This window comes from Rheinheimera oceanensis, from assembly GCF_018831085.1.
Taxonomy (GTDB): domain Bacteria; phylum Pseudomonadota; class Gammaproteobacteria; order Enterobacterales; family Alteromonadaceae; genus Alishewanella; species Alishewanella oceanensis.
On record NZ_JAGPNM010000004.1, the window covers coordinates 242205 to 263696 of the forward strand.

Genomic DNA, 21492 nt, shown 5'->3' on the forward strand with positions numbered 1-21492 from the left:
AGGATTCTAACACAGAAAATCTCACTTGCCATGCCCCAAATGCAAGGCAAAGCCAGCTTTGGCATTGCTCAAATGGATCAAGGCTTTATAATGCGCAAAAACTAACGAGCATCAGATATGACTGCAGATATGAATGTTGATCCGGGCGAAATCGCCAAATTTAACGATATTGCCTCACGCTGGTGGGATCCATCGGGTGAATTTAAGCCCTTGCATTTACTCAACCCGGTACGATTAAGCTATATCAGCGACGAGATACAAGGCTTGTTTGGCAAAACCGTTATTGATATAGGTTGTGGCGGCGGTATTCTGGCTGAAAGCATGGCACGCTGCGGTGCAGTGGTAACCGGGCTGGATATGGCTAATGATTCGCTTAACGTAGCGCGGTTGCATGCGCTGGAAGCGGGAGTCGAAGTAAACTACCGGCAAGATACTGCCGAACAGTATGCTAAAAGCCATACAGCACAGTTTGATGTGGTGACCTGTATGGAGATGCTGGAACATGTGCCACAGCCAATGTCGGTTATTCAGGCCTGTGCTGATCTGGCTAAACCCGGTGCAACACTGTTTTTCTCTACGCTGAACAAAACCTGGAAAGCCTATCTGCTGGCCATTATTGGCGCAGAACACTTGTTAAAACTGGTGCCCAAAGGTACGCATGAGTTTAGTAAATTTATCCGCCCTTCCGAGCTGATGCGTTTTATCGAACAAGCCGGGCTTGAAGTAACAGATGCCACCGGGCTACACTTTAACCCGATTAATGAAAGCTTTAAAACCGGCCCGGGTGTAGATGTAAACTATATCGTCGTTGCCCGTAAGCCAGCCTGAAGCCTCAGGCTGGTTATTTTTCCGGCGTCTAAATAGCTGCTGGCTATAAAAAAAATATTGATAGAATAAATAAATTTATTCAGAGAAAAAGCTTGCGTTGTTCCGGTATATCTTTGCACACTGGTAAGGCGGTTAGCGGCTACTAACCCCAAGCTTAACGGCGCTATTTTTCCTCAGTGTCAAGCCTTGCAAAAAGTCAAAATACACACTATCTTGTGATCACTTTCAAAAAAGCACCTATATGTTGTGTAATTAAGCAACAATGGCTGCTGGTAAAATAGCCGTGCGCTACATGGCTGACTATAACCATTAATTACAACTGAAATGGAAAGCTGCAGCAATGACTCAATCTCTTTTCGTCACTAAACGTGATGGCCGCCGTGAAGCGTTAGATCTGGATAAAATTCACCGCGTTATTACCTGGGCCGCCGAAGGCTTGTCGAATGTATCGGTGTCTCAGGTTGAGCTAAAGTCTCATATTCAGTTTTACGATGGTATTAAATCTGAAGACATCCACGAAACTATTATTAAGGCGGCAGCAGATCTGATCTCAAAAGACAGCCCCGACTACCAGTATCTGGCTGCCCGCCTGGCAGTGTTTCATTTGCGTAAAAAGGCCTACGGCCAGTTTGAGCCACCACACCTGTATGATCAGGTTGTCAAAATGGTAGAAGCCAAGCGCTATGATCAGCATATTCTGGCTGATTACAGCCGTGATGAGCTGGAGCAAATGAACAGCTTTATCGACCACAGCCGTGATTTAAACTTCAGCTACGCTGCGGTGAAGCAGTTAGAAGGTAAGTATCTGGTGCAAAACCGGGTAAGCGGTGAAATATACGAAAGCGCGCAGTTTCTTTATATGCTGGTTGCTGCCTGCCTGTTTGCAACTTACCCTAAATCGACCCGTTTAAGCTATGTGCGCCGTTTCTACGATGCTTGCTCTTTGTTTAAATTATCACTGCCAACCCCGATTATGTCCGGTGTACGTACCCCTACCCGTCAGTTCAGCTCTTGTGTACTGATCGAGTGCGGTGACAGCCTGGATTCCATCAATGCAACTTCCAGTGCCATTGTAAAATACGTTAGCCAGCGCGCCGGTATCGGTATTAATGCTGGTCGTATTCGTGCATTGGGTAGCCCAATCCGTAACGGCGAAGCGTTTCATACCGGTTGTATTCCGTTTTATAAGCATTTTCAAACTGCCGTTAAAAGCTGCTCGCAAGGTGGCGTCCGTGGAGGGGCGGCTACGTTATTCTACCCGCTGTGGCACTTAGAAGTGGAGTCCTTGCTGGTGTTGAAAAACAACCGCGGTGTAGAAGAAAACCGCGTACGGCACCTGGATTATGGCGTGCAGTTTAACCGCCTGATGTACACCCGGCTGATTAAAGATGATTACATCACGTTGTTCAGCCCGTCTGATGTACCCGGCTTGTACGACGCCTTTTTTGAGGATCAGGAAAAGTTTGAAGAATTGTACGTTAAGTACGAAGCCGATGCGTCTATCCGGAAAAAACGCTTAAAGGCACTGGAATTGTTTACGCTGTTTATGCAGGAGCGCGCCAGTACCGGCCGTATTTATCTGCAAAACGTTGACCATTGTAATACCCATAGCCCGTTTAATCCGAAACTGGCACCGGTGCGCCAGAGCAATTTGTGTCTGGAAATTGCCCTGCCAACCAAACCATTGAACGATGTCAACGATCCGGAAGGCGAAATTGCACTGTGTACGCTGTCAGCGTTTAACTTAGGTGCCATTGAAAACCTGAACGAACTTGAAGAACTGGCAGAATTGGCGGTGCGCTCACTGGACAGTCTGCTGGATTATCAGGACTACCCTATTCCGGCTGCATTTCATGCTTCTATCAGCCGCCGCACCTTAGGTGTGGGTGTCATTAATTACGCTTATTATCTGGCGAAAAACGGCGTTAAATACTCCGATGGTTCAGCCAATGGTTTAACGCACCGCACTTTTGAAGCTATTCAGTATTATCTGCTCAAAGCGTCGAACAAATTGGCGCAGGAATTTGGTGCCTGCCCTAAATTTAATGAAACCACTTATGCTCAGGGCATACTGCCAATTGACAGCTATAAGAAAGATCTTGATAAAGTCTGCAACGAGCCATTGTTGCTGGATTGGGAGCAGCTGCGTAAAGATATTCTGAATCATGGCTTGCGTAATTCTACGCTGTCGGCATTGATGCCGTCAGAAACCTCATCGCAAATATCCAATGCTACTAACGGCATTGAACCACCGCGCGGCCATATTAGTGTTAAAGCCAGTAAAGACGGTATTTTAAAACAGGTAGTGCCGGAATACGAACGTCTGAAAAACCAGTACGAGCTGTTGTGGGATATTCCGAACAACACCGGTTATATCTCGCTGGTGGCGATTATGCAGAAGTTTATTGACCAGACCATCTCTGCCAACACCAACTATGACCCGAGTAAGTTTGACGGCGGCAAAGTACCAATGAAGCTGTTGCTGCAAGACTTACTGTCAGCGTATAAGCTGGGTGTAAAAACCATGTACTACCACAACACCCGTGACGGTGCATCTGATATGCAGGAAGATATTAAACCTCAGGTAGAAGATGATGGCTGCGCAGGCGGTGCCTGCAAAATTTAATTCCGGACTAAACGGGCTACTTCGGTAGCCCGTACTTTGTAATGACACCCTATTAGGACGATAAGCGGCAATGGCGTACACAACCTTTAACCGACAAATTAACGATCAAATGAAAGAGCCAATGTTCTTCGGTAACCCGGTGAATGTTTCGCGCTACGATCAGCAAAAATACGGTATTTTCGAAAAATTGATCGAAAAACAGCTGAGCTTTTTCTGGCGGCCGGAAGAAGTTGATGTCAGTAAAGATCGGATTGACTACCAAAACCTGCCGGAACATGAAAAGCATATCTTTATCAGTAATCTGAAGTACCAAACCTTACTGGATTCGGTGCAGGGTCGCTCGCCCAACGTTGCTTTTTTGCCTATTGTCTCTTTACCTGAGCTGGAAACCTGGATTGAAACCTGGGCTTTTAGTGAAACCATCCACAGCCGCAGTTATACCCATATTGTGCGTAACATCAGTGCCGAGCCGCACAAAGTGTTTGACGACATTATGCTGAACGAGAAGATTCTTGAACGCGCGGAAGATGTTACCCGCTATTATGACGACCTGATAAACGGCATTAACCTGTATCAGCGCTGCGGTGAAGGTACACACAGTATTAATGGCGAAACACACAGTATCAGCCTGTACGAGTTAAAACGCCGCTTATATTTGTGCGTGATGTCAGTAAACGTGCTGGAAGCTATTCGCTTTTACGTTAGCTTCGCCTGCAGTTTCGCTTTTGCTGAGCGCGAGCTGATGGAAGGCAATGCGAAAATTATTCGTCTGATTGCCCGTGACGAAGCTCTGCATTTAACCGGCACCCAGCACATGCTGAATATAATGGCCGCCGGAGATGACGATGCCGACATGGCTAAAATAGCCAAAGAATGTGAAGAAGAAGCTTATACCATTTTCCGTAAAGCTGCAGAGCAGGAAAAAGACTGGGCTCAGTACTTATTTAAAGATGGCTCGATGATTGGCCTGAATAAAGATATTTTGTGCCAGTATGTCGAATACATTACTAACAGCCGGATGCAGGCTATTGGTATGAAAGCTATTTTTCCTACCACGCAAAACCCTATTCCGTGGATCAATACCTGGCTGGTATCAGACAATGTGCAGGTGGCACCGCAGGAAGCCGAAATCAGCTCTTATCTGGTTGGCCAGATTGATAACGAAGTTGATGGTGGCGACTTCGGCGATTTCGATCTCTAAGCCTGTTTATGCCCGACATTAAGCTTAGCAATGGCGTTGTTATCAATTTTGATAACAGCGCACGAACTTTGCTTGATGCACTGGAGCGTGAGCAATTAGAAGTAAATTTTCATTGCCGTGAAGGCTATTGTGGTGCCTGCCGCTGTAAATTACTCAGCGGCGAGGTAAATTATATAAATGAACCGCTGGCTTTTGTTCGTAAAGGTGAGTTTCTGCCTTGCTGTAGCGTTCCGGTTACAGATATAGAAATTGAAATCCCCTGAACTGATGGTAATTTCCGGCGTATTCCCGCAGACTATTGATAATATTCGTTGATCTTTAAGGAGATCGATAATGAAAGCCTTATTGTTTTTGCTCGCAGGTGCCCTGCCATCCAGCAATATAGCCCAGTACGAAGAATTGCTGGCCAAATCTCAGTTTAGCGAACTTGAACATCAGATTTTACAACAAAGCGATTATAAGCAACATGGCGATGTCTTAGTGATATATGCCAGAGCACTGATTGCCCAGCAACGGCTGGAAGATGCCAACACCTTGCTTAACTTTGCCGTAGAGCAATTTCCGGGTAACAGCGAGCTGAATTATCTGGCCGGCCTGAGTAAAATTCGTTTAGCAAGTAATGGTAACGTATTTTCGGCTAAAGAACGGGCTGCGCGTGGTGTGGAATTATTGCAAAAAGCTGTGATTATAAAACCGGATCACTATGCTGCCCGCCAGGCACTGATTGATTTTTACAGCGTTGCACCTGCCAATGCCGGCGGCGATAAAGAGCTGGCATTGGCAATGACAGAACAATTGGCAAAAGAAAATCCGGCCCAGGCATTATTGGCACAAAGCCGTATTTTGCTAAATGAAAAGAAGCCAGCCGAAGCTCTTGCTTTGCTGGAACAGATGATGCCAGATCCGCCTAACGCCCGCCTGCTGGCGCGCAAAGCGCAAATTCTCAATGAATTGGCAGATTATGACGCCGCTTTTGACAATTACAAACTGGCGGCAGAATACGCTACCGATCTAACCGACAAATACAACGCGCTATACCATATCGGCCGCCTGGCAGTTGTGGCCGATCAGGATGCTATGCTGGGTATTACAGCGTTGCAGCAATATCTGGAGTTTTACAGTGACAGCGAAAACAAAACCCTGCCCTGGGCTACGCTACGTCTGGCACAACTGATGTATCGTACCGGTGATAATTTTGAAGCTACCTTGCTGGTAGGCAGCCTGACACACGCCAGGGTTGCCGATGAAGAATTCAACCTTATTCTGTTAAGTTTACTCAGCGCATTAAAAGCTAAAGACGCACCAGCCATTATTGAGCAACCAGCAACTGACCAACCAGAAGCGGCAACAGAGCGGGTGCAAGAAAAACAGGAAGAAAAGCAGGACAACGGACAAGATCAGGCCGGAACCAAACAGGAGATCTGATGATCTCCTGTTTTGCGGTATTACTTACGGATACCTTCTACCGTTAAATCCAGCTGCACAGTGGCAGATGCGGGGCCTAAATCGGTATTAATAGCAAAATCTTTAAGGGTTAAGGTAGTAGTGCCGGCAAAACCGGCCCGGTAACCGCCCCACGGATCTTTACCCTCACCCAGTTTTTCAGCGGCAATAACCACTTCTTTAGTAACACCATTTAAGGTAAGGTTGCCATGCAGATCAAAAGTGTCGCCTGCCTTGGGTACAATTTTAGTGCTGACAAAAGTGGCTTTAGGGTGTTTGCTAACATTTAGAAAATCACCACTGCGCAGGTGCTTATCGCGCTCGGCATGGTTAGAATCGACACTGTTAGTGTCGATAGTCAGCTGAATTTTAGAGGCTTCCAGCTTATCAGCATCATAGCTGAAATCACCGGAAAACGTATTAAAGCGACCATATAACCAGCTATATCCTAGGTGGCTTATTTTAAATTGCACAAAGGCATGCGCACCTTGTGTATCAATAACATAGTCAGCCGCTTGCGCCGGTACTGCCATCATAGCGGCCATTGACGCAGCCAATAATAGTTTTTTCATTGTTATCTCCAGAGTTAAGGTTTACGCCCAAACATACGTTTTAACGTATTGTCTTTATCAATAAAATGATGTTTTAACGCCGCCAGACCATGCAAAACAGCCAGTATAATTACACTGTAGGCGACATACTCATGTATCAGCCCGGCAATGTCAGCCTGTTTATTAAACAAAGCACCCAACGCCGGTACGTCAAACCAGTCAAATACAGTTATTGGCCTGCCATCTTCAGTAGAAATAAGATAGCCGCTCAACACCAGTATAAAAATAAGCAGATATAGTAAAATCTGCACTGCCGTAGCTGTTTTCCTTTCCCAGCGCTTATGTGTGGTAAGTGGCCCTGGCGGTGGGCTGATAACGCGCCAAAACAGGCGGAACAACATAACCATACCTAGCAAAATGCCAACACTCTTATGCCAATGCGGAGCAGTACGGTACCATTGACTGTAGTAGCTTAAATCGACCATCCACCAACCAACTGCAAACAGGCCAAATACCGTCAGCGCAACCAGCCAGTGCAAACTTACACTAATTAATCCAAATTGAGTCTGTGAATTTTTAAACATAAGTACTCCTGACAGAAAACAGATGATAATGCAATTTAGCAAAACTAAAACTACATTATTAGCGCCTATATGTTCTATTTTATAGAAAGAAAATAAGAAGGTAATATATTGCAGCTAAAAATAAGGCCGGCAAAGTGCCGGCTTTATACAAAAAGATCATTATTTATTCAAATTTACCATCACGAATATGCTTTTCTCCCCGCTGTCTGGCCAGCTCAACCTGACGCTGGCGCTCAGCAAAGGCCGCTTTTTGCTCGGCTGTCGTGTTGTCATAACAATGTGGGCAGCTCAAGCCTTTAACATATTTATCAGATGTCATTTCTTCTACAGACAGCGGCATACGGCAGGCATAACACTGATCATAGCTTCCTTGTTCCAGGCCATGCTTTACCGCAACACGCTGGTCAAATACGAAGCACTCGCCTTGCCACAGGCTATTCTGCTCCGGCATTTCTTCTAAGTATTTCAGAATACCGCCATCAAGGTGATACACCTCGTCAAAGCCCTGCTCTTTTAAAAAAGCAGTGGATTTTTCGCAGCGGATCCCACCGGTACAAAACATCGCCACTTTTTTATGTTTGGTTTTATCTAAATTCTCTGCCGCCCACTGTGGAAATTCACGAAAGGTGGTAGTGTTGGGGTTTATCGCATTTTTAAAAGTGCCGATAGCCACTTCGTAGTCATTGCGGGTATCAATTAAAATGGTGTCGGGATCGCTGATCAATTGATTCCAGTCATCGCCTTTTACATAGGTGCCGACAATATGCGCAGGGTTAATGCCTTCTACGCCCATAGTAACAATCTCTTTTTTCAGCTTTACTTTAGTGCGGTAAAACGCCAGCTCGTCGGATAGCGATTCTTTGTAGCTCATACCGTCAAAACGACTATCTGCATCCAGCCAGGCTTTAACTGCGTCCACACCGGCACGTTCACCACAAATGGTACCGTTAATCCCCTCTTCGGCCAGTAATAACGTCCCTTTGACTTTGTTCGCTACCATGTGATCGTACAGCGCATCGCGCAGTGTCACGTAATCAGGCAAACGGACAAATTTATATAAAGCAGCAACTACGTACATAACTTACCTCTTGCAAAGGCGGACCGTAAATCCGCAGCAATATTAAAATCGGGCGTATTATAGCGTTCGCAGTAATTAAGGCAAGTCCACATACTTAATGTGGTTTTTCCAGCAATGCAGCAAGATTAAGCTGTAATAAATGCTCGCCATCGGTAATGGACAGCAGTGGATCTTCGCGCCACACGCTAAGTTTCATATGGCTTTTCAGCATCAGACAAAACTCTGCCAACTGTGCAGAACTCAGCGTAAAAATACGTTGATTAGCCGGCCACTGGTCGTGTTGTGCTTTGCTGGTTTCCTGTTCATCCAGCACCAGCAGCAGTTGGTCTGCCAGATGCGAGGCGCGCAACCGGCGTTTTTCGGGTACCAACTCCAGTTGGCACCAGAGTTGAAAATGCTGTTGTTGATCCTGGATATACAGATCAGGCGCTTTGCCAGCGGAGTTGTCTTTAGCAAAACTAGGGTGCAGCTCGTACAAGCTAAGATACGCCAGTAAGCGTTTGGCAAAATGCTCTGCACTCTCCCCCTGCCACGGTGAGACATAATGACGTTGCTGTTGATAAGCATGACTGGCATCACAGCTATAATCCAGATCCAGCTTTATCAGCTTACTGGCCATTTGCATGATCACAACCTCACTAAACCAGACTCTGCCTGGCATAAGCAGAGTTTAGCTGTTAATACTTGAAACAACCAGATGCATAGCCAGTGCCAATAATAATACCCCCATCAACCGATCAAACCAGTAGCCTTTTAACAGCAAAAAACCTCTTACTTTTGTTTGGGTTAGAATTATCGATAACATACAGAACCAGGCCGCTGTGACAACAGCCATATAACCACCATAAATTACTTTGTAAAAAAGTGGCGTCACTGGCGAAATAATGACCGCAAATAGCGATAAGAAGAATAAGGTAGCCTTGGGATTTAAGCCATTCGTAATAAAACCGGCGACAAAGGCTTTGCCGGCTGAGGGCATATACTCATTTGCGCTGCCAGCAATCGCTTGTTCAGGATGCGACGGTGCAGTGCTTCTTAGTGCCATTACGCCGATATAGAACAAATAACCTGCTGCGGCAAAACTCAGTACCTTAAATAGCCAGGGCGTAGTTTGAATAAGCACGGCGATGCCCACCAGTGACCAGGTAACATGCAGCAGTATTGCAGTACCAATACCGAGGCTGGCAGCAAGCGCCGGTTGACGGCCAAACCGCACTGCGTAACGCAGTACTATGGCAAAATCGGGCCCGGGGCTTGCGACAGCCATCAGGTGTACTACTGCAATTAGTAAGAACTCCGGCCAAAAATCTGCCACGTAGAAACCTCAACAGTAAAAAAACAAATATTCTAATAACTTCTACCGGTGTTGTACCAGAATTTAATCGCTCATAGCTGTCATTTAGGCTATTCAATCCGGATGGCGTTTGCTGACGCAGCATAAAGCTGTAAAATGTTACAACATCACGCTATTTTATTGAGAGAATCCAACATGCGCCGAACCCCTGCTTTGCGACGTTACAGCCTGTTATCAATATTTGTCGGTCTGGCATTTAATGTTGCAGCACAAGAACCATCACAACGCTATACCGGCGTTGTAACGGATATCCAGGGCCAACCGCTGAAAAATGCCCGTGTTCATATCCATGGCCGTCAGCAATATGTTTATGCCGATGAGCAAGGCCGTTTTAGTATCCAGGCTCCGGCCCATGCAGAACTGCATATCTCAGCTGCCGGTTATGGCGATAGCTTTATTACCGTAACACCTGAGCAACCACAACTGAATATCAACTTATCACCAGGTGGTGTCGAGCGTATTGTGGTTGCCGCCTCAGGTATTCATAAATACAACCTGGAAATGGCAACGCCGGTATCCGTATTAACCGGAGAAGCGTTAAGCCGGCGCACGGAACCTACCATCGGCGAAACCCTGAAATACGAGCCTGGTGTACACGCCAATTATTATGGCCCGGTGGCATCAAGCCCGGTGATCCGCGGCCTGGACGGCCCACGCGTACGTATTTTAAATAATGGTCTGGACACTGCGGATGTATCCCGTATCGGGCCGGACCATGCAATTAGTGCTGACGCTATCACTGCACAACAAATTGAAGTATTACGTGGCCCCGCCACCTTACTGTATGGCAGTGGCGCTATTGGTGGGGTGATCAATGTTGTAGATAACCGTATTCCGCGCCAGTTACGCAGCAGCAGCGAAACCAAAGTGGAAACCCGCTATGTTGATGTCTCAGATGAAAAAACTGTCGCGCTAAACCATGAAGGCAGTAACAATAATGTTGCCTGGCACTTTGATGGCTTTAACCGTGACAGCTCAGATTATGATGTACCACGTTTTACTAACGATGAAGGTGACAGCAGTAAAACACTGGAAAACTCCTGGATACAAAGCAAAGCTGTTAATGGAGGTGTTAGCTATATTGGTGAGCGCGGTTTATTCGGTATCAGCATTGGCCGGTTAGAGTTTGACTATGGCATACCGGGCCATCACCATCATGCGGAAGAACACGACGAACATGAAGATGAACATTTGCATGAGGAAGAAGGTGTTTTTGCCAAACTAAAGCAAAACCGCATCAGCGTAGCCGGTGAATGGTATAGCCCGTTGTCAGGCATTGAGACCTTATCGCTGAATACTGCTTACACCGACTATCAACATCAGGAAATTGAAGCAGGTAGTGTAGGTACCACCTTTAAAAATAAAGCTCTGGAAAGCCGTATTACGCTGGAACACGAAACCATTGGCGGCTGGCATGGCCTGGTGGGTTACCATTTGCAACACTCTGATTATCAGGCCTTTGGTGAAGAGGCTTTTACACCAGACAGCAAAACATTAACGCACGCCTTATTTCTGCTGGAAGAAAAACAGTTTGGTAATTTGTCCGCTCAGCTGGGTGGCCGTATTGAGCGAACAAAACACGATGCCGGCGCTCTGGAGCTGGGGCACGATGGCGCCTTAGCCAATGGTATTGCTGACAGATTTGCAGCTGCCAGTGTATCGGCAGGTGTGGTTTGGGAATTTGTGCCGGGCTTTTCCTGGGCATTGGCTGTAAGCCGCTCAGAGCGTGCACCCAGTGCAGCAGAGCTGTATTCTAACGGTGCGCATATTGCTACCAGCAGCTATGAGCTTGGCCTGATGTACCAGCTAGATGATGGTGAACTGGAGTTATCTGAACAAAAAGCAAAAAAAGAAACAGCAAATAATATCGATATTACCTTTCGCAGTTTTAACGGCGATCTGAGTTTCACCTATAACTTTTTCTACAACAAGGTACACAACTATCTGTACCTGGCAGATACCGGCCTTACCATGGCAGATTTAGAAGCAGGCCACGGTGACGAAACCGGTGAAGAAGATCACGGCCATGACAATTTTGGCCTGTATCAGTATCAACAACAGGATGCCACCTTGTACGGCGCAGAGTTTGAAGCCCGCTACAAGTTAGATCATGCTCAATCACTCAATGTATTTTTTGACGCTGTACGCGCCAAGCTGGACGGAGGCGATTATCTGCCACGTATTCCGCCTTATAAAACCGGTCTGGGCTATCAGTACCAAGGTATTAGCTGGAGTGCAGATTTAGGTGTAACACGTTACGCAAAGCAGAACAAAGTAGCGGCAAACGAAACCGTTACCAAAGCCTATACCCTGCTTGATGCCAGCGTAAATTATGATTTCAGCTTGTCACAGTTAGATATGACCGTCTTTTTACGCGGCACTAATTTAACCAACGAGCTGAGTTTTGTGCACAGCTCTTTTATTAAAGCCGATGCACCACTGCCGGGGCGGGCGATAACACTTGGCCTGCGGGCAACCTTCTAGTAACTTACGCCCGGTTTAACCGGGCTTTTTATTACAGGAAACGGTCTTTAACGCGGCCCCACTGGTAATAGGCCTGCTGGCCAAGCCGCCTGAAAGCAGGTAACGGAAACGGCACCAGGCGGTTTTGGTATATCGGCAACTGTGGCACTTTAATACCCATAGTTAATTCCGCCAGACGCACTCCGGCCAGAGTGCTGAACGATAAACCACTGCCGCAATAACCGCCGGCATAAAACAAACCGGGCTCAGCTTCACACACCCGTGGTAAATCATCATATGACACTGCAACCCAGCCACTCCAGTGGTATTCACAACGTAGCTGTGCCAACATCGGGAAACAGGTTTTAAGTGCAGCCAACAGGCGCGCCGGATACACGGCTTTTTCAGCATCTTTACCATACACTGCACTACGCCCGCCGAATAAAATGCGGTTATCTGGTAACTTACGGTAATAGTATTTCAGCGCACGGGTATCCATTACCAACTGGGTGTGGTGTAAAGCACTTTGTTCAAGTTGCTCCGCCGTGAGCGGTTGGGTAACAATAATACTGCTGAGCACCGGCAAACAAGCGCAGTTTAGCGGTGGGTACAGGCACTTGGGTGTGTAACCATTAGTCGCCAGCATCAGCTGTTTGCAACGCACCCTGGCCTGTGGCGTTTGCAGCAAAAAACTGCCGTCAGCACCGCGCTGCCAACTCAGTAACGGTGATCCGGTATATAGCTTGACCCCGCTTTGTTGCGCCATAACTGCATAGCCCTGAGCAAGCGCCAACGGGTTAACACCAAAACAATCGGGGAACCTCACTGCCCCATATGCGTGGACATTGTGCATGTAGTCGTTTTTTAGTTGCTCAGCAGACAAATACTCCGCCTGATAACCAAACTGATGCTGTAAAAACGCGGCCTGTGCCGGTAACTCTGCCGCTATCGTTGCATTATGAGCGACTTTTAAATAACCCTCTGGCTGGATATCGCAAGCAATGCCGCCCTCTGCAATCATCTGTTTAACCTGCGCTATAGCTGCGCCGTATTCCTGATGAAACAACTGTGCAGTATCTAAGCCAAAACGCTGTGTTAACTGCGCCAGCCCCAGGCGCCCGGTGCCACGCAGCACAAAACCGGCGTTGCGGCCGCTACAGCCCCAGCCGCTGTGATGCGCTTCCAATACGGTAACGTCACGGTTAAACCGTTTTGCCAGCTGATAAGCACAGCTCAGCCCCGTATAACCGGCGCCAATCACTACAATGTCTGTGCTTTGGTCTGCGACAATTGCACCAGTGCCTGCACTGGTTTTAGTTTGCGCAGCCCAGTACGAAGACGGGTAAGCTGCCCCCTGCCCGATATCCTTATCCACCAGCGGATCATACATAACGTGCTCCTGAACTAGCTGGCATTAAAAGTTAGCACCATCTCAGCGGCGCTGCAGTTACACAATGCGCCACACACCGGGCAAAAGTAACCCATGGTTTCAGACAAATGCCGCCAGCGCTGCGGGTGAACTTTAACTAAAACAGCTCCCGCCTGGCTAAAATAACGTTGTGCTGCATTGCCCGGGCTCTCACGCCAGATATGTGCCAGCCCGGCTTTAGCCCCCTGTTGCTTTAATGCTGTAACTGAGGCCTGTAACAGTGAAGACGCAACGCCTTTACCCCGCTGCCCAGCGCTTACCCCCACAGATTTAAAATACGCCATATCAGCACGCGCCACAGGCCATAGTGCTTCTGTACACCAGTTGTCGCTTTGCCACTGCCCGGCTGCAAAGCTTAAGCGGTAACCTATCAGCTGTTGTTGTTCATCAATTGCAACAAAACTGGCATTAATACCTTTTGCGATACCTTGTAGTTGCATTGTTGTCAGGCTGGTATGGCTAAGATAATTATCGCCGTGGATGGTATTGGCCAGGCGGACGACGGCAGGAAAAAAAGCCGGGGTAAGTTCGGTTATTTGCATCGTTGTGATCATGACAATAACGGTAGCGTTGTTATAAATCAGTCGCTGTAACTACGGCAATGTTTTTCTATGCAATCGAATGTAATTTCCTATTTTAGAGTCGAAATAACAGAAATATACGATAGACAACATCCGAGTTATCCAATATGGTTATCTGGACGCGAGATAAAAAACATAAGCGTCTGCTAAATAGCAAAAATAATCCAGGAACAAACTATGAAAAACCATAATAATTACCATCCGGTTGCTCGAGCCGTAAAATTTGGCCTTGCAGCGTCGCTGTCGTTCGGTATCAGTACCAGCTTAGCTATGGCGCAGGAAGACACTGCAGACACAGCCAAGAAAGAACAAGCCGTAGAAAAAATAGCTGTGGTAGGTACTCGCTCAGCTCCACGATCTATCGGGGATTCTCCGGTACCCATCGACATTATTGGCGGCGACGAACTGATGAAAAGCGGCAACTCTGACATGTTAAACATGCTAACCAGTTCAGTGCCGTCGTTAAACGTGCATGCTAATCCGATCAGTGATGCGGCCAGTTTGATCCGACCAATAAATTTACGCGGCCTGTCTTCAGACAGCACTCTAATTTTACTAAACGGTAAACGCCGGCATAAAGCGTCTGTCATTACCTTTTTAGGTGGTGGTATTAACGATGGTGCTCAGGGTTCTGATATCTCAGTGATCCCAGGTATTGCAATGAAGCAAGTTGAGGTATTACGGGACGGTGCAGCCGCACAATATGGATCTGATGCTATCGCGGGTGTAATTAACTTTGTGCTCAAAGATGCGGATCAAGGTGGTTCTTTAGAAGTAAAACGCGGTGAATATTACGCCGGTGATGGCACTTCAACGGAAATAGCGGCGAATATTGGTATGCCATTAACCGACAATGGTTTTGTCAATATCAGTGCACAACTGAAAAATGCTGATCCAACCAGCCGCAGTGTGCAACGCGCCGATGCGCAGGCTATTGCTGATGACGGCAACCCGTTTATTGCCCCGATTACTCAGGTATGGGGCTCGCCTAAAATTAAAGACGACATCACGCTGTTTGCTAATGCCGGCCTGGAATTAGGCAATGGCCGTGAAGCCTATCTGTTTGGTAACTATTCTGAGCGTGATGTGACAGGCGGTTTCTATTACCGTAACCCACATAACCGTGGCGGTGTGTTCTCGAACGACGGCGGTGAAACACTGGAGGTTGTCGATACAACCGGCGCTGGCGGTTGTGCAAATGTCCCTATTGGCGGGCTTAATCATCAACAGATAACCACAGCAGTAGATGCTTTACCTGCTAACTGCTTCACGTTCTTCTCGATGTTTCCGGGCGGCTTTACACCTAATTTTGGCGGCAATATCACTGATACCTCATTAACAGCAGGCACTAAAGGCGAGTTTAAATCCGGCTGGCTGGAAGGCATATTATATGACTTCTCAGGCTCAGTCGGCCGCAGCGAATCAACATTTAACATTGTTAACACTGTGAATGCGTCACTAGGCCCCAATACTCCTACTGAGTTTGAAGCCGGTAAATACATTCAGTTAGAAAAAACCTTTACTGCAGATTTTGTCAAATATGTTGCTGCAGGCTTGTACGAGGACTTGACTGTAGCAGGCGGCCTGCAATGGACCGAAGAGAGTTTTGAGATAGTAGCAGGCGAAGTTGCATCATGGGAAATCGGGCCTTATGTCAGTCAGTTAACTAATGGCTCTAATGGCTTTCCCGGGTTTCAGCCAGATGATGCCGGTACGAATACCCGCCGTAACTATGCAGCTTATGTTGATGTTGAAGCCGAATTTAGCGAAAACTTTTTGATGGCTGCAGCTCTGCGTTTTGAAGACTATGAAAGCTTCGGTTCCACTACTAACTATAAAGTAACTGCTCAGTACCGCTTAAGTGAAGACTGGGCTATGCGCGGTTCGCACAGTACAGGTTTCAGAGCGCCTACGGTAGGCCAGGCAAATGTGCGGAATGTGCGTACGGCACTGATTGGCGGCGAGTTGGTTGATATCGCGTTATTACCCGCCACTAATCCGGTTTCATTGCTTAAAGGCGGCAAAGAGTTAACGCCGGAAGAATCAAAAAGCTTTGCTGTGGGCCTGGTGTATAACGGTGATAACTTCTTCTTTACCGCGGATGTATTTCGTATTGAAGTTGATGATCGCATAGGTCAATCTGCTGAGTTTGATGTAACCCAGGCTGACCGGGATGCACTGCGGGCGGCAGGTGTCAGGGGCGTTGAGAGCTTGTCGCAGATCACATTCCTGACTAATGACTTTGATACCGTCACCCGTGGCCTGGATTTGGTTGCCAACTACTCTGCCAGCTTACTTAACGGCCGCAGTACTTTTAGTCTGGCTTACAACTGGACCGATACCACTGTCACTAATTTCACCGCAGTGACAGGTGATTTTAAAGTATCCCGGCTGGAAAAAGATTTGCCCGATCATCGTGCTACTCTGACCTGGAAACAAGATTGGGATAGCATCGATATGTTTATTCGCACAAACTATTATGGCAGCTATCAGGGCGTGCATGCCGATGATCCTGAGCTTACGCAGATGGCATCATCTAAGGTGACATTCGATGCAGAAGTTAGCTACCACTTCAATGACAGCTTCTCTGTCGCCTTAGGTGCACAAAATCTGTTCGATACCAAACCAGAGCGTCTGCCACAATGGATGAGCGATATACTCGGCGCCAAGTACTTTGAAACCTCTCCGATGGGTATCAATGGTGGTTATTACTATCTGAAGGGCATTTACCGCTTCTGACAGACTCTGTTGTAAAACAAAAATCCGCCTTAACCGGCGGATTTTTCTGTTTTACAGTGCAGCCAATAATGCCTGCAGTGGATGTTTGGGCTTATCTCCTACCAGCCGTTTTACCTGGCTGCGACAAGAAAAACCGGTAACCAGTATGTGTTCAGTGCCAAACTGCTCTACCGGCGCACGCCAACTCATATCAAACAGTGCTTTACTGTTATCCTGGTTCTGCGCTTCATGGCCATAAGTACCTGCCATACCACAGCAACCCACACTCACCGGTTTTAAGCTCAGCCCTGTGCTGCTAAATATTTGCTGCCAGGCCTTTTCAGTAGCCGGTAAGGCCGTTTTTTCTGTGCAATGTGCCAACAAGGCAAACTCAGCAGTTTTACTTACCCTGGGTAAAGTTTGTTGTACCAGCCATTCATGCAGTAACTGTACGTTAAAATCGCCGCGTTTATCCGCGAGTGCTTTGTTGTACTCATCGCGGTATACCAATACTAAAGAGGCATCCAGCCCCAGCATCGGTAAGCCCAGCTGTTGTAACTGATTTAAAAACTGTGCCGCCGTAGCTGCAGTTTTGGCAAATTCGCGTAAAAAGCCTTTTACATGCTGCGGCTTACCATTAGGTAAAAACGGCAGCAACACCGGGTTAAAACCAAGTTTTTGCAGTAAATTCAGCGCATCAGCTACCAGCTCTGCTTCATAAAAGCTGGTAAAAGGGTCTTGCACCAGCAAGACGGTGCGCGCTTTTAGCTCTGTTGGAAGCTGCTGCAAGCTAACTAAATCAAAACGATACTGCTCACCAATTTGCTGTGCCAGCGTAGGCACCGATAATAGCGGTGTATCAACATAGCCTACTGTTTTTTTAAGCAGCTTAGCGGTAATGCTGCGCTTTAGCACAAAATTAACCAGCGTGGGCGCTTTGGCTAATAATGGTGCTGTGCGCTCAATATTACCAACAATATAATCTTTCGCCGGGCGTAAATAACGACTGTGGTACAACTGTAAAAAGCGCGCACGAAATGACGGTACATCTACTTTTATCGGGCACTGGCCGGCACAGGCTTTACAGGCCAGGCACCCCTCCATGGCGTCCATCACTTCATGCGAGAAGTCTTCTTCGCCCTGACGCTTGGCTACAGTGTTTTTTATGCGCTGCCATAAGCCATTGATACCAGATGATTTGCTAAGCAGCTGTTGTTCTTGTGCCAGTACATCCAGGCCTTGCAGTTCGGTTAAGCGTAACCATTCACGCATTAAACCGGCCCGGCCCTTAGGGCTATGCCGCCGATCTTTCGTCACTTTACTGGACGGGCACATCGGCGAGTTTTCTTCGTAGTTAAAACACAAGCCGTTACCATTACAGTTTAAGCTGCTGTCAAAACTGTCTTTCACTGCTACCGGTATTTGCCGGTCAAACCAGGCGCGTTTTGCACCATCTACCGACACTAAGCTGTCAGCACTGTTAAACGGCGTACAGATTTTCCCGGGGTTTACTCTGTTGCACGGATCAAAAGCCGCTTTAATCTTGCGCAGTTCGTTAAACAGCTCATCGCCAAAAAATGCCGGGCCATACTCACTACGGTAACCTTTACCATGTTCGCCCCACATCAGGCCGCCGTATTTGGCAGTTAGCGCCACTACCTGATCGGAAATAGTGCGCAACAGTTGCTCCTGCTGTGGGTCGCATAAATCCAGCGCCGGGCGCACATGCAATACACCTGCATCAACATGACCAAACATGCCATATTGCAAGCCGTGGCTATCGAGCAAGGTGCGAAACTCCATAATAAAATCGGCCAGATTTTCTGGTGGTACTGCGGTATCTTCGGTAAAGGCAATGGGTTTTTGCCGCCCTTTTGCATTACCCAACAGCCCCACAGCCTTTTTACGCATAGCGTAAATATTGCCAATAGCAGCGTTATCATAGGTTAGCTGGTAGCCAATAATACCATCGGTTTTATCGGCAATTGCGCCATCCAGCCGCGCCGTTAGTGCGGTAATTTTCTGCTCTATCTCTGTTTGGCTTTCACTGTTGTACTCCACCATATTCAGGCCTTGCATCTCAACGCCCGGCACATCTGTGATTAAGTCTTTTACCTGGTGCCAGATAATATCGGCGCGGGCTAAATTCAGCACCTTGCTGTCAACGGTTTCAACCGATGTTGCCTCAGCCGCAACCAGAAACGGCGCGTTGCGCAATGCGCTTTCAAAGCTGTCGTACTTAACATTTACCAGACATTTGTATTTGGCAATGGGGGTAATATTCAGCTTGGCTTCTGCTACAAAACCAAGCGAACCTTCAGAGCCGGTGATAATGCGCGATAAATCAAACTCGGTGAGGTCGTCATTAAACACATGCTCTAAATCGTAACCGGTTAAAAAACGGTTTAAACGTGGGAATTTTTCCAAAATTTTCGGCCGGAAATTACGACAGCTATCAAGCACTTGCTGGTAAATACGGCCTATGCTGTTGGGCATTTGAGCACGGTGTTCAGCTTCAAAGGTGGCCATTTTATGGGTATTTAAGATATTGCCGTCTATAAGCACCGTTTTTAATGCCAGCACATGATCACTGGTTTTACCGTATACTAATGAACCTTGCCCTGAAGCATCGGTATTTACCATGCCGCCGATGGTTGCGCGGTTTGAGGTAGATAAATCCGGCGCGAAGAAAAAACCGTAGGGTTTTAAAAATGCGTTCAGCTGATCTTTAATGACCCCCGCCTGCACCCGTACCCAGCGCTGCTCAACGTTAATCTCAAGAATTTTGCGCATATGGCGTGATAAATCTACCACCACATGCTCCGTCAGCGCCTGACCATTGGTGCCGGTACCACCACCGCGCGGGCTGAATTTAATATGCGAGAAACTGGATGTTTGTGCCAATGACGTAAGGATAACCAGGTCATCGGTAGATTTGGGCAGCAATACTGCTTGCGGCAAGGCCTGATATACACTGTTATCGGTAGCAACCGCTAAACGGCTGCCATAACTGGTTTCAATATCGCCGTCAAAGCCAGCGGCAACTAAAGCTTTACTAAAAGCAACAATGCTGGCATCCAGCGCAAGTTCGGGATTAAGCTTTGGGATCATAACTGCAGACACTCGGCAATAAGTACCTGCAGTATAACATTAACTTGCCAGCAGATTTAACTGCAATTGCACGGTAAAAACTAACTGACTGCCGGCCGTATTTTCTGCTGCAAGCCGCGTAAGAAATAACGCAGAACCTGCTCCTGACACGCGCGATAGTGTTTATGATCCGGGCGGCGGAAAAAAGCACTGAGTTCATGCTTGCTTAAACGGAACTCAGCACCGTCTAACAAAGCTAAAATGTCATCGTCTTTTAAATCAAAGGCAATTTTGAGTTTACGCAAAATAATATTGTAATTGAGCCTGGTTTCCGGCTCGGGAATAACACCGTCTTTAGCCCCGCGACGCTGAATAATCACACCATTAAGAAAGCCGGCCAGCAGCACATCACTGATTAGTGCAAAATTTTCGCTTTCGTCAGATTCCAGCCAGGCTATTACCTGTTCTTTCGTTACCGTGACATTGGTGAGGGCGAAAATAGCAATCATGCTGTGGTTGGGAGCGTTTAGCGTGTAACGCAGGCTGCGCAGTACGTCATTGTTGGTCAAGATAATATCCTGTAGCAAAAGTCAGAAGAAAAACGGCCGCTATAATACCACAGCCGCCGTTAAATCCGTATTTTGCTGTAATAGCACTGCTGCCTAAGGCAAATGCCCAAGTTTACTGGCTTTGGTGGCCAGGTAACGATGGCTGTGTGCTGAGGTTTTTACCCGGTGTTGTACTCTTTCTAAAACGTTAACGCCAGCATCAGTTAATGCTTTGAGCTTACGCGGGTTATTGGTGAGCAGCCGAATTTGCTTAATACCCAGTTGCTCAAACATTTGAGCCGCTATTCCGTACTCGCGCATATCCGGCAAAAAGCCCAGAATTTCGTTCGCTTCTACCGTGTCCAGGCCTTTGTCCTGCTCGGCATAGGCCCGAATTTTATTAATCAGACCAATACCGCGGCCTTCCTGGCGTAAATACAAAATACAACCGCGGCCCGCATCAGCAATTTTTCGCATCGCGGCTTCTAATTGTGGGCCGCAATCGCAGCGCAGGCTAAACAAGGCATCTCCGGTTAAACACTCTGAATGCACCCGTGCCAGCACGGGTTCATCTGTGGTGACGTCGCCCAATGTTAACGCAACATGCTCTTTACCATTAGGTGCTTCAAAGCCATGCAAACGGAACTCAGCAAAAGGTGTGGGTAATAGTGTTGAGGTTACAAGTTTTAGTTTCATCATGACTTCTCAGATAACGGCTGCACTTAATCCGGCGCAAAGTTTATTAACTACAGTGCAAGCTTTACAGACCTTTAATTGAGCCATAAGTTGGGCCATAGTACCGGTAATTCAAGTAGGCCCAGTGCCGGCATTATTATACAGCCTTCGCTCATTCTAACGCGAATGTTGGTAATAACATCATTAACGCACTGCAGATGCATGAAACGCTGACACCGATAAAATCAGGCAAATTGACGCAGCAACCATGCAATTTTTATTAAACCCGCTACAATAGCCGCTGTTTCTACTACCGGTTGTTT

Annotated in this window: 17 protein-coding genes; 7 read left to right on the forward strand and 10 right to left on the reverse strand. The window is 47.2% G+C overall.

Annotation, left to right across the window (positions count from 1 at the left end; all coding sequences use genetic code 11):
• Positions 1-117 precede the first annotated feature (117 nt).
• The 5 genes from ubiG to J3B89_RS11275 all read left to right on the forward strand — a co-directional run bounded on the left by ubiG (position 118) and on the right by J3B89_RS11275 (position 6080).
• Positions 118-828 carry a bifunctional 2-polyprenyl-6-hydroxyphenol methylase/3-demethylubiquinol 3-O-methyltransferase UbiG gene (ubiG, locus tag J3B89_RS11255; RefSeq protein WP_215397662.1) on the forward strand — a complete coding sequence of 237 codons (711 nt, stop codon included), beginning with the start codon at positions 118-120 and terminating at the stop codon, positions 826-828.
• A gap of 340 nt (positions 829-1168) precedes the next feature.
• On the forward strand, positions 1169-3454 hold the full coding sequence (gene nrdA / locus J3B89_RS11260; protein WP_215397663.1) for a class 1a ribonucleoside-diphosphate reductase subunit alpha: 2286 nt from the start codon (positions 1169-1171) through the stop codon (positions 3452-3454).
• Positions 3455-3524: 70 nt separating this feature from the next.
• Positions 3525-4655, forward strand: a complete 1131-nt coding sequence (gene nrdB / locus J3B89_RS11265) for a class Ia ribonucleoside-diphosphate reductase subunit beta (protein WP_215397664.1) — start codon at positions 3525-3527, stop codon at positions 4653-4655.
• A gap of 8 nt (positions 4656-4663) precedes the next feature.
• On the forward strand, positions 4664-4918 hold the full coding sequence (gene yfaE / locus J3B89_RS11270; RefSeq protein ID WP_215397665.1) for a class I ribonucleotide reductase maintenance protein YfaE: 255 nt from the start codon (positions 4664-4666) through the stop codon (positions 4916-4918).
• Between the two features lie 70 nt (positions 4919-4988).
• Positions 4989-6080, forward strand: a complete 1092-nt coding sequence (locus J3B89_RS11275) for a tetratricopeptide repeat protein (RefSeq protein ID WP_215397666.1) — start codon at positions 4989-4991, stop codon at positions 6078-6080.
• 20 nt (positions 6081-6100) lie between these two features.
• Here the strand turns inward: J3B89_RS11275 and J3B89_RS11280 are convergent, their stop codons facing one another.
• From J3B89_RS11280 to J3B89_RS11300, 5 genes are all read right to left on the reverse strand, one after another.
• Positions 6101-6670: a YceI family protein gene (locus J3B89_RS11280; protein WP_215397667.1), complete on the reverse strand. Its 570-nt coding sequence runs from the start codon at positions 6668-6670 to the stop codon at positions 6101-6103.
• A gap of 14 nt (positions 6671-6684) precedes the next feature.
• The gene (locus tag J3B89_RS11285; protein WP_215397668.1) at positions 6685-7233 is read right to left on the reverse strand and encodes a cytochrome b; all 549 of its coding nucleotides are present in this window, start codon (positions 7231-7233) and stop codon (positions 6685-6687) included.
• 163 nt (positions 7234-7396) lie between these two features.
• Positions 7397-8311: an oxygen-dependent tRNA uridine(34) hydroxylase TrhO gene (gene trhO, locus J3B89_RS11290; RefSeq protein WP_215397669.1), complete on the reverse strand. Its 915-nt coding sequence runs from the start codon at positions 8309-8311 to the stop codon at positions 7397-7399.
• A gap of 94 nt (positions 8312-8405) precedes the next feature.
• A complete protein-coding gene (locus J3B89_RS11295; protein WP_215397670.1) occupies positions 8406-8936 on the reverse strand; it encodes a YaeQ family protein in 531 nt (176 codons plus the stop codon).
• 45 nt (positions 8937-8981) lie between these two features.
• A complete protein-coding gene (locus J3B89_RS11300; protein WP_349814214.1) occupies positions 8982-9626 on the reverse strand; it encodes a LysE family translocator in 645 nt (214 codons plus the stop codon).
• A 174-nt stretch (positions 9627-9800) separates the two neighbouring features.
• Between J3B89_RS11300 and J3B89_RS11305 the strand changes: the two genes are divergently transcribed.
• Positions 9801-12149: a TonB-dependent receptor gene (locus J3B89_RS11305; RefSeq protein ID WP_215397671.1), complete on the forward strand. Its 2349-nt coding sequence runs from the start codon at positions 9801-9803 to the stop codon at positions 12147-12149.
• A gap of 31 nt (positions 12150-12180) precedes the next feature.
• Here J3B89_RS11305 and J3B89_RS11310 read toward each other — a convergent pair whose 3' ends face one another.
• Together J3B89_RS11310 and J3B89_RS11315 are read right to left on the reverse strand one after the other, a co-directional pair.
• The gene (locus J3B89_RS11310; RefSeq protein ID WP_215397672.1) at positions 12181-13518 is read right to left on the reverse strand and encodes an NAD(P)/FAD-dependent oxidoreductase; all 1338 of its coding nucleotides are present in this window, start codon (positions 13516-13518) and stop codon (positions 12181-12183) included.
• Between the two features lie 14 nt (positions 13519-13532).
• Complete coding sequence (locus tag J3B89_RS11315) at positions 13533-14099, reverse strand: GNAT family N-acetyltransferase (RefSeq protein ID WP_215397673.1); 567 nt, start codon at positions 14097-14099, stop codon at positions 13533-13535.
• A gap of 216 nt (positions 14100-14315) precedes the next feature.
• Here J3B89_RS11315 and J3B89_RS11320 point away from each other — a divergent pair, with 216 nt between their 5' ends.
• Positions 14316-16877 carry a TonB-dependent receptor plug domain-containing protein gene (locus J3B89_RS11320; RefSeq protein WP_215397674.1) on the forward strand — a complete coding sequence of 854 codons (2562 nt, stop codon included), beginning with the start codon at positions 14316-14318 and terminating at the stop codon, positions 16875-16877.
• Between the two features lie 51 nt (positions 16878-16928).
• Here J3B89_RS11320 and ydiJ read toward each other — a convergent pair whose 3' ends face one another.
• From ydiJ to ribA, 3 genes are all read right to left on the reverse strand, one after another.
• On the reverse strand, positions 16929-19967 hold the full coding sequence (gene ydiJ / locus J3B89_RS11325; RefSeq protein ID WP_215397675.1) for a D-2-hydroxyglutarate dehydrogenase YdiJ: 3039 nt from the start codon (positions 19965-19967) through the stop codon (positions 16929-16931).
• An 80-nt stretch (positions 19968-20047) separates the two neighbouring features.
• Positions 20048-20515, reverse strand: a complete 468-nt coding sequence (locus tag J3B89_RS11330; protein ID WP_215397676.1) for a YehS family protein — start codon at positions 20513-20515, stop codon at positions 20048-20050.
• A gap of 93 nt (positions 20516-20608) precedes the next feature.
• The gene (gene ribA / locus J3B89_RS11335; protein WP_252349449.1) at positions 20609-21193 is read right to left on the reverse strand and encodes a GTP cyclohydrolase II; all 585 of its coding nucleotides are present in this window, start codon (positions 21191-21193) and stop codon (positions 20609-20611) included.
• Between the last annotated feature and the right edge of the window lie 299 nt (positions 21194-21492).

Bases quoted from the DNA above. Each gene is read 5' to 3' on its own strand.
- J3B89_RS11320 (WP_215397674.1), top strand. From the start codon at position 14,316: ATGAAAAACCATAATAATTACCATCCGGTTGCTCGAGCCGTAAAATTT.
- trhO (WP_215397669.1), bottom strand. From the start codon at position 8,311: ATGTACGTAGTTGCTGCTTTATATAAATTTGTCCGTTTGCCTGATTAC.
- J3B89_RS11280 (WP_215397667.1), bottom strand. From the start codon at position 6,670: ATGAAAAAACTATTATTGGCTGCGTCAATGGCCGCTATGATGGCAGTA.
- J3B89_RS11275 (WP_215397666.1), top strand. From the start codon at position 4,989: ATGAAAGCCTTATTGTTTTTGCTCGCAGGTGCCCTGCCATCCAGCAAT.
- yfaE (WP_215397665.1), top strand. From the start codon at position 4,664: ATGCCCGACATTAAGCTTAGCAATGGCGTTGTTATCAATTTTGATAAC.
- J3B89_RS11285 (WP_215397668.1), bottom strand. From the start codon at position 7,233: ATGTTTAAAAATTCACAGACTCAATTTGGATTAATTAGTGTAAGTTTG.
- J3B89_RS11295 (WP_215397670.1), bottom strand. From the start codon at position 8,936: ATGCAAATGGCCAGTAAGCTGATAAAGCTGGATCTGGATTATAGCTGT.
- J3B89_RS11305 (WP_215397671.1), top strand. From the start codon at position 9,801: ATGCGCCGAACCCCTGCTTTGCGACGTTACAGCCTGTTATCAATATTT.
- ydiJ (WP_215397675.1), bottom strand. From the start codon at position 19,967: ATGATCCCAAAGCTTAATCCCGAACTTGCGCTGGATGCCAGCATTGTT.
- nrdB (WP_215397664.1), top strand. From the start codon at position 3,525: ATGGCGTACACAACCTTTAACCGACAAATTAACGATCAAATGAAAGAG.
- nrdA (WP_215397663.1), top strand. From the start codon at position 1,169: ATGACTCAATCTCTTTTCGTCACTAAACGTGATGGCCGCCGTGAAGCG.
- ubiG (WP_215397662.1), top strand. From the start codon at position 118: ATGACTGCAGATATGAATGTTGATCCGGGCGAAATCGCCAAATTTAAC.
- ribA (WP_252349449.1), bottom strand. From the start codon at position 21,193: ATGATGAAACTAAAACTTGTAACCTCAACACTATTACCCACACCTTTT.
- J3B89_RS11310 (WP_215397672.1), bottom strand. From the start codon at position 13,518: ATGTATGATCCGCTGGTGGATAAGGATATCGGGCAGGGGGCAGCTTAC.
- J3B89_RS11315 (WP_215397673.1), bottom strand. From the start codon at position 14,099: ATGCAAATAACCGAACTTACCCCGGCTTTTTTTCCTGCCGTCGTCCGC.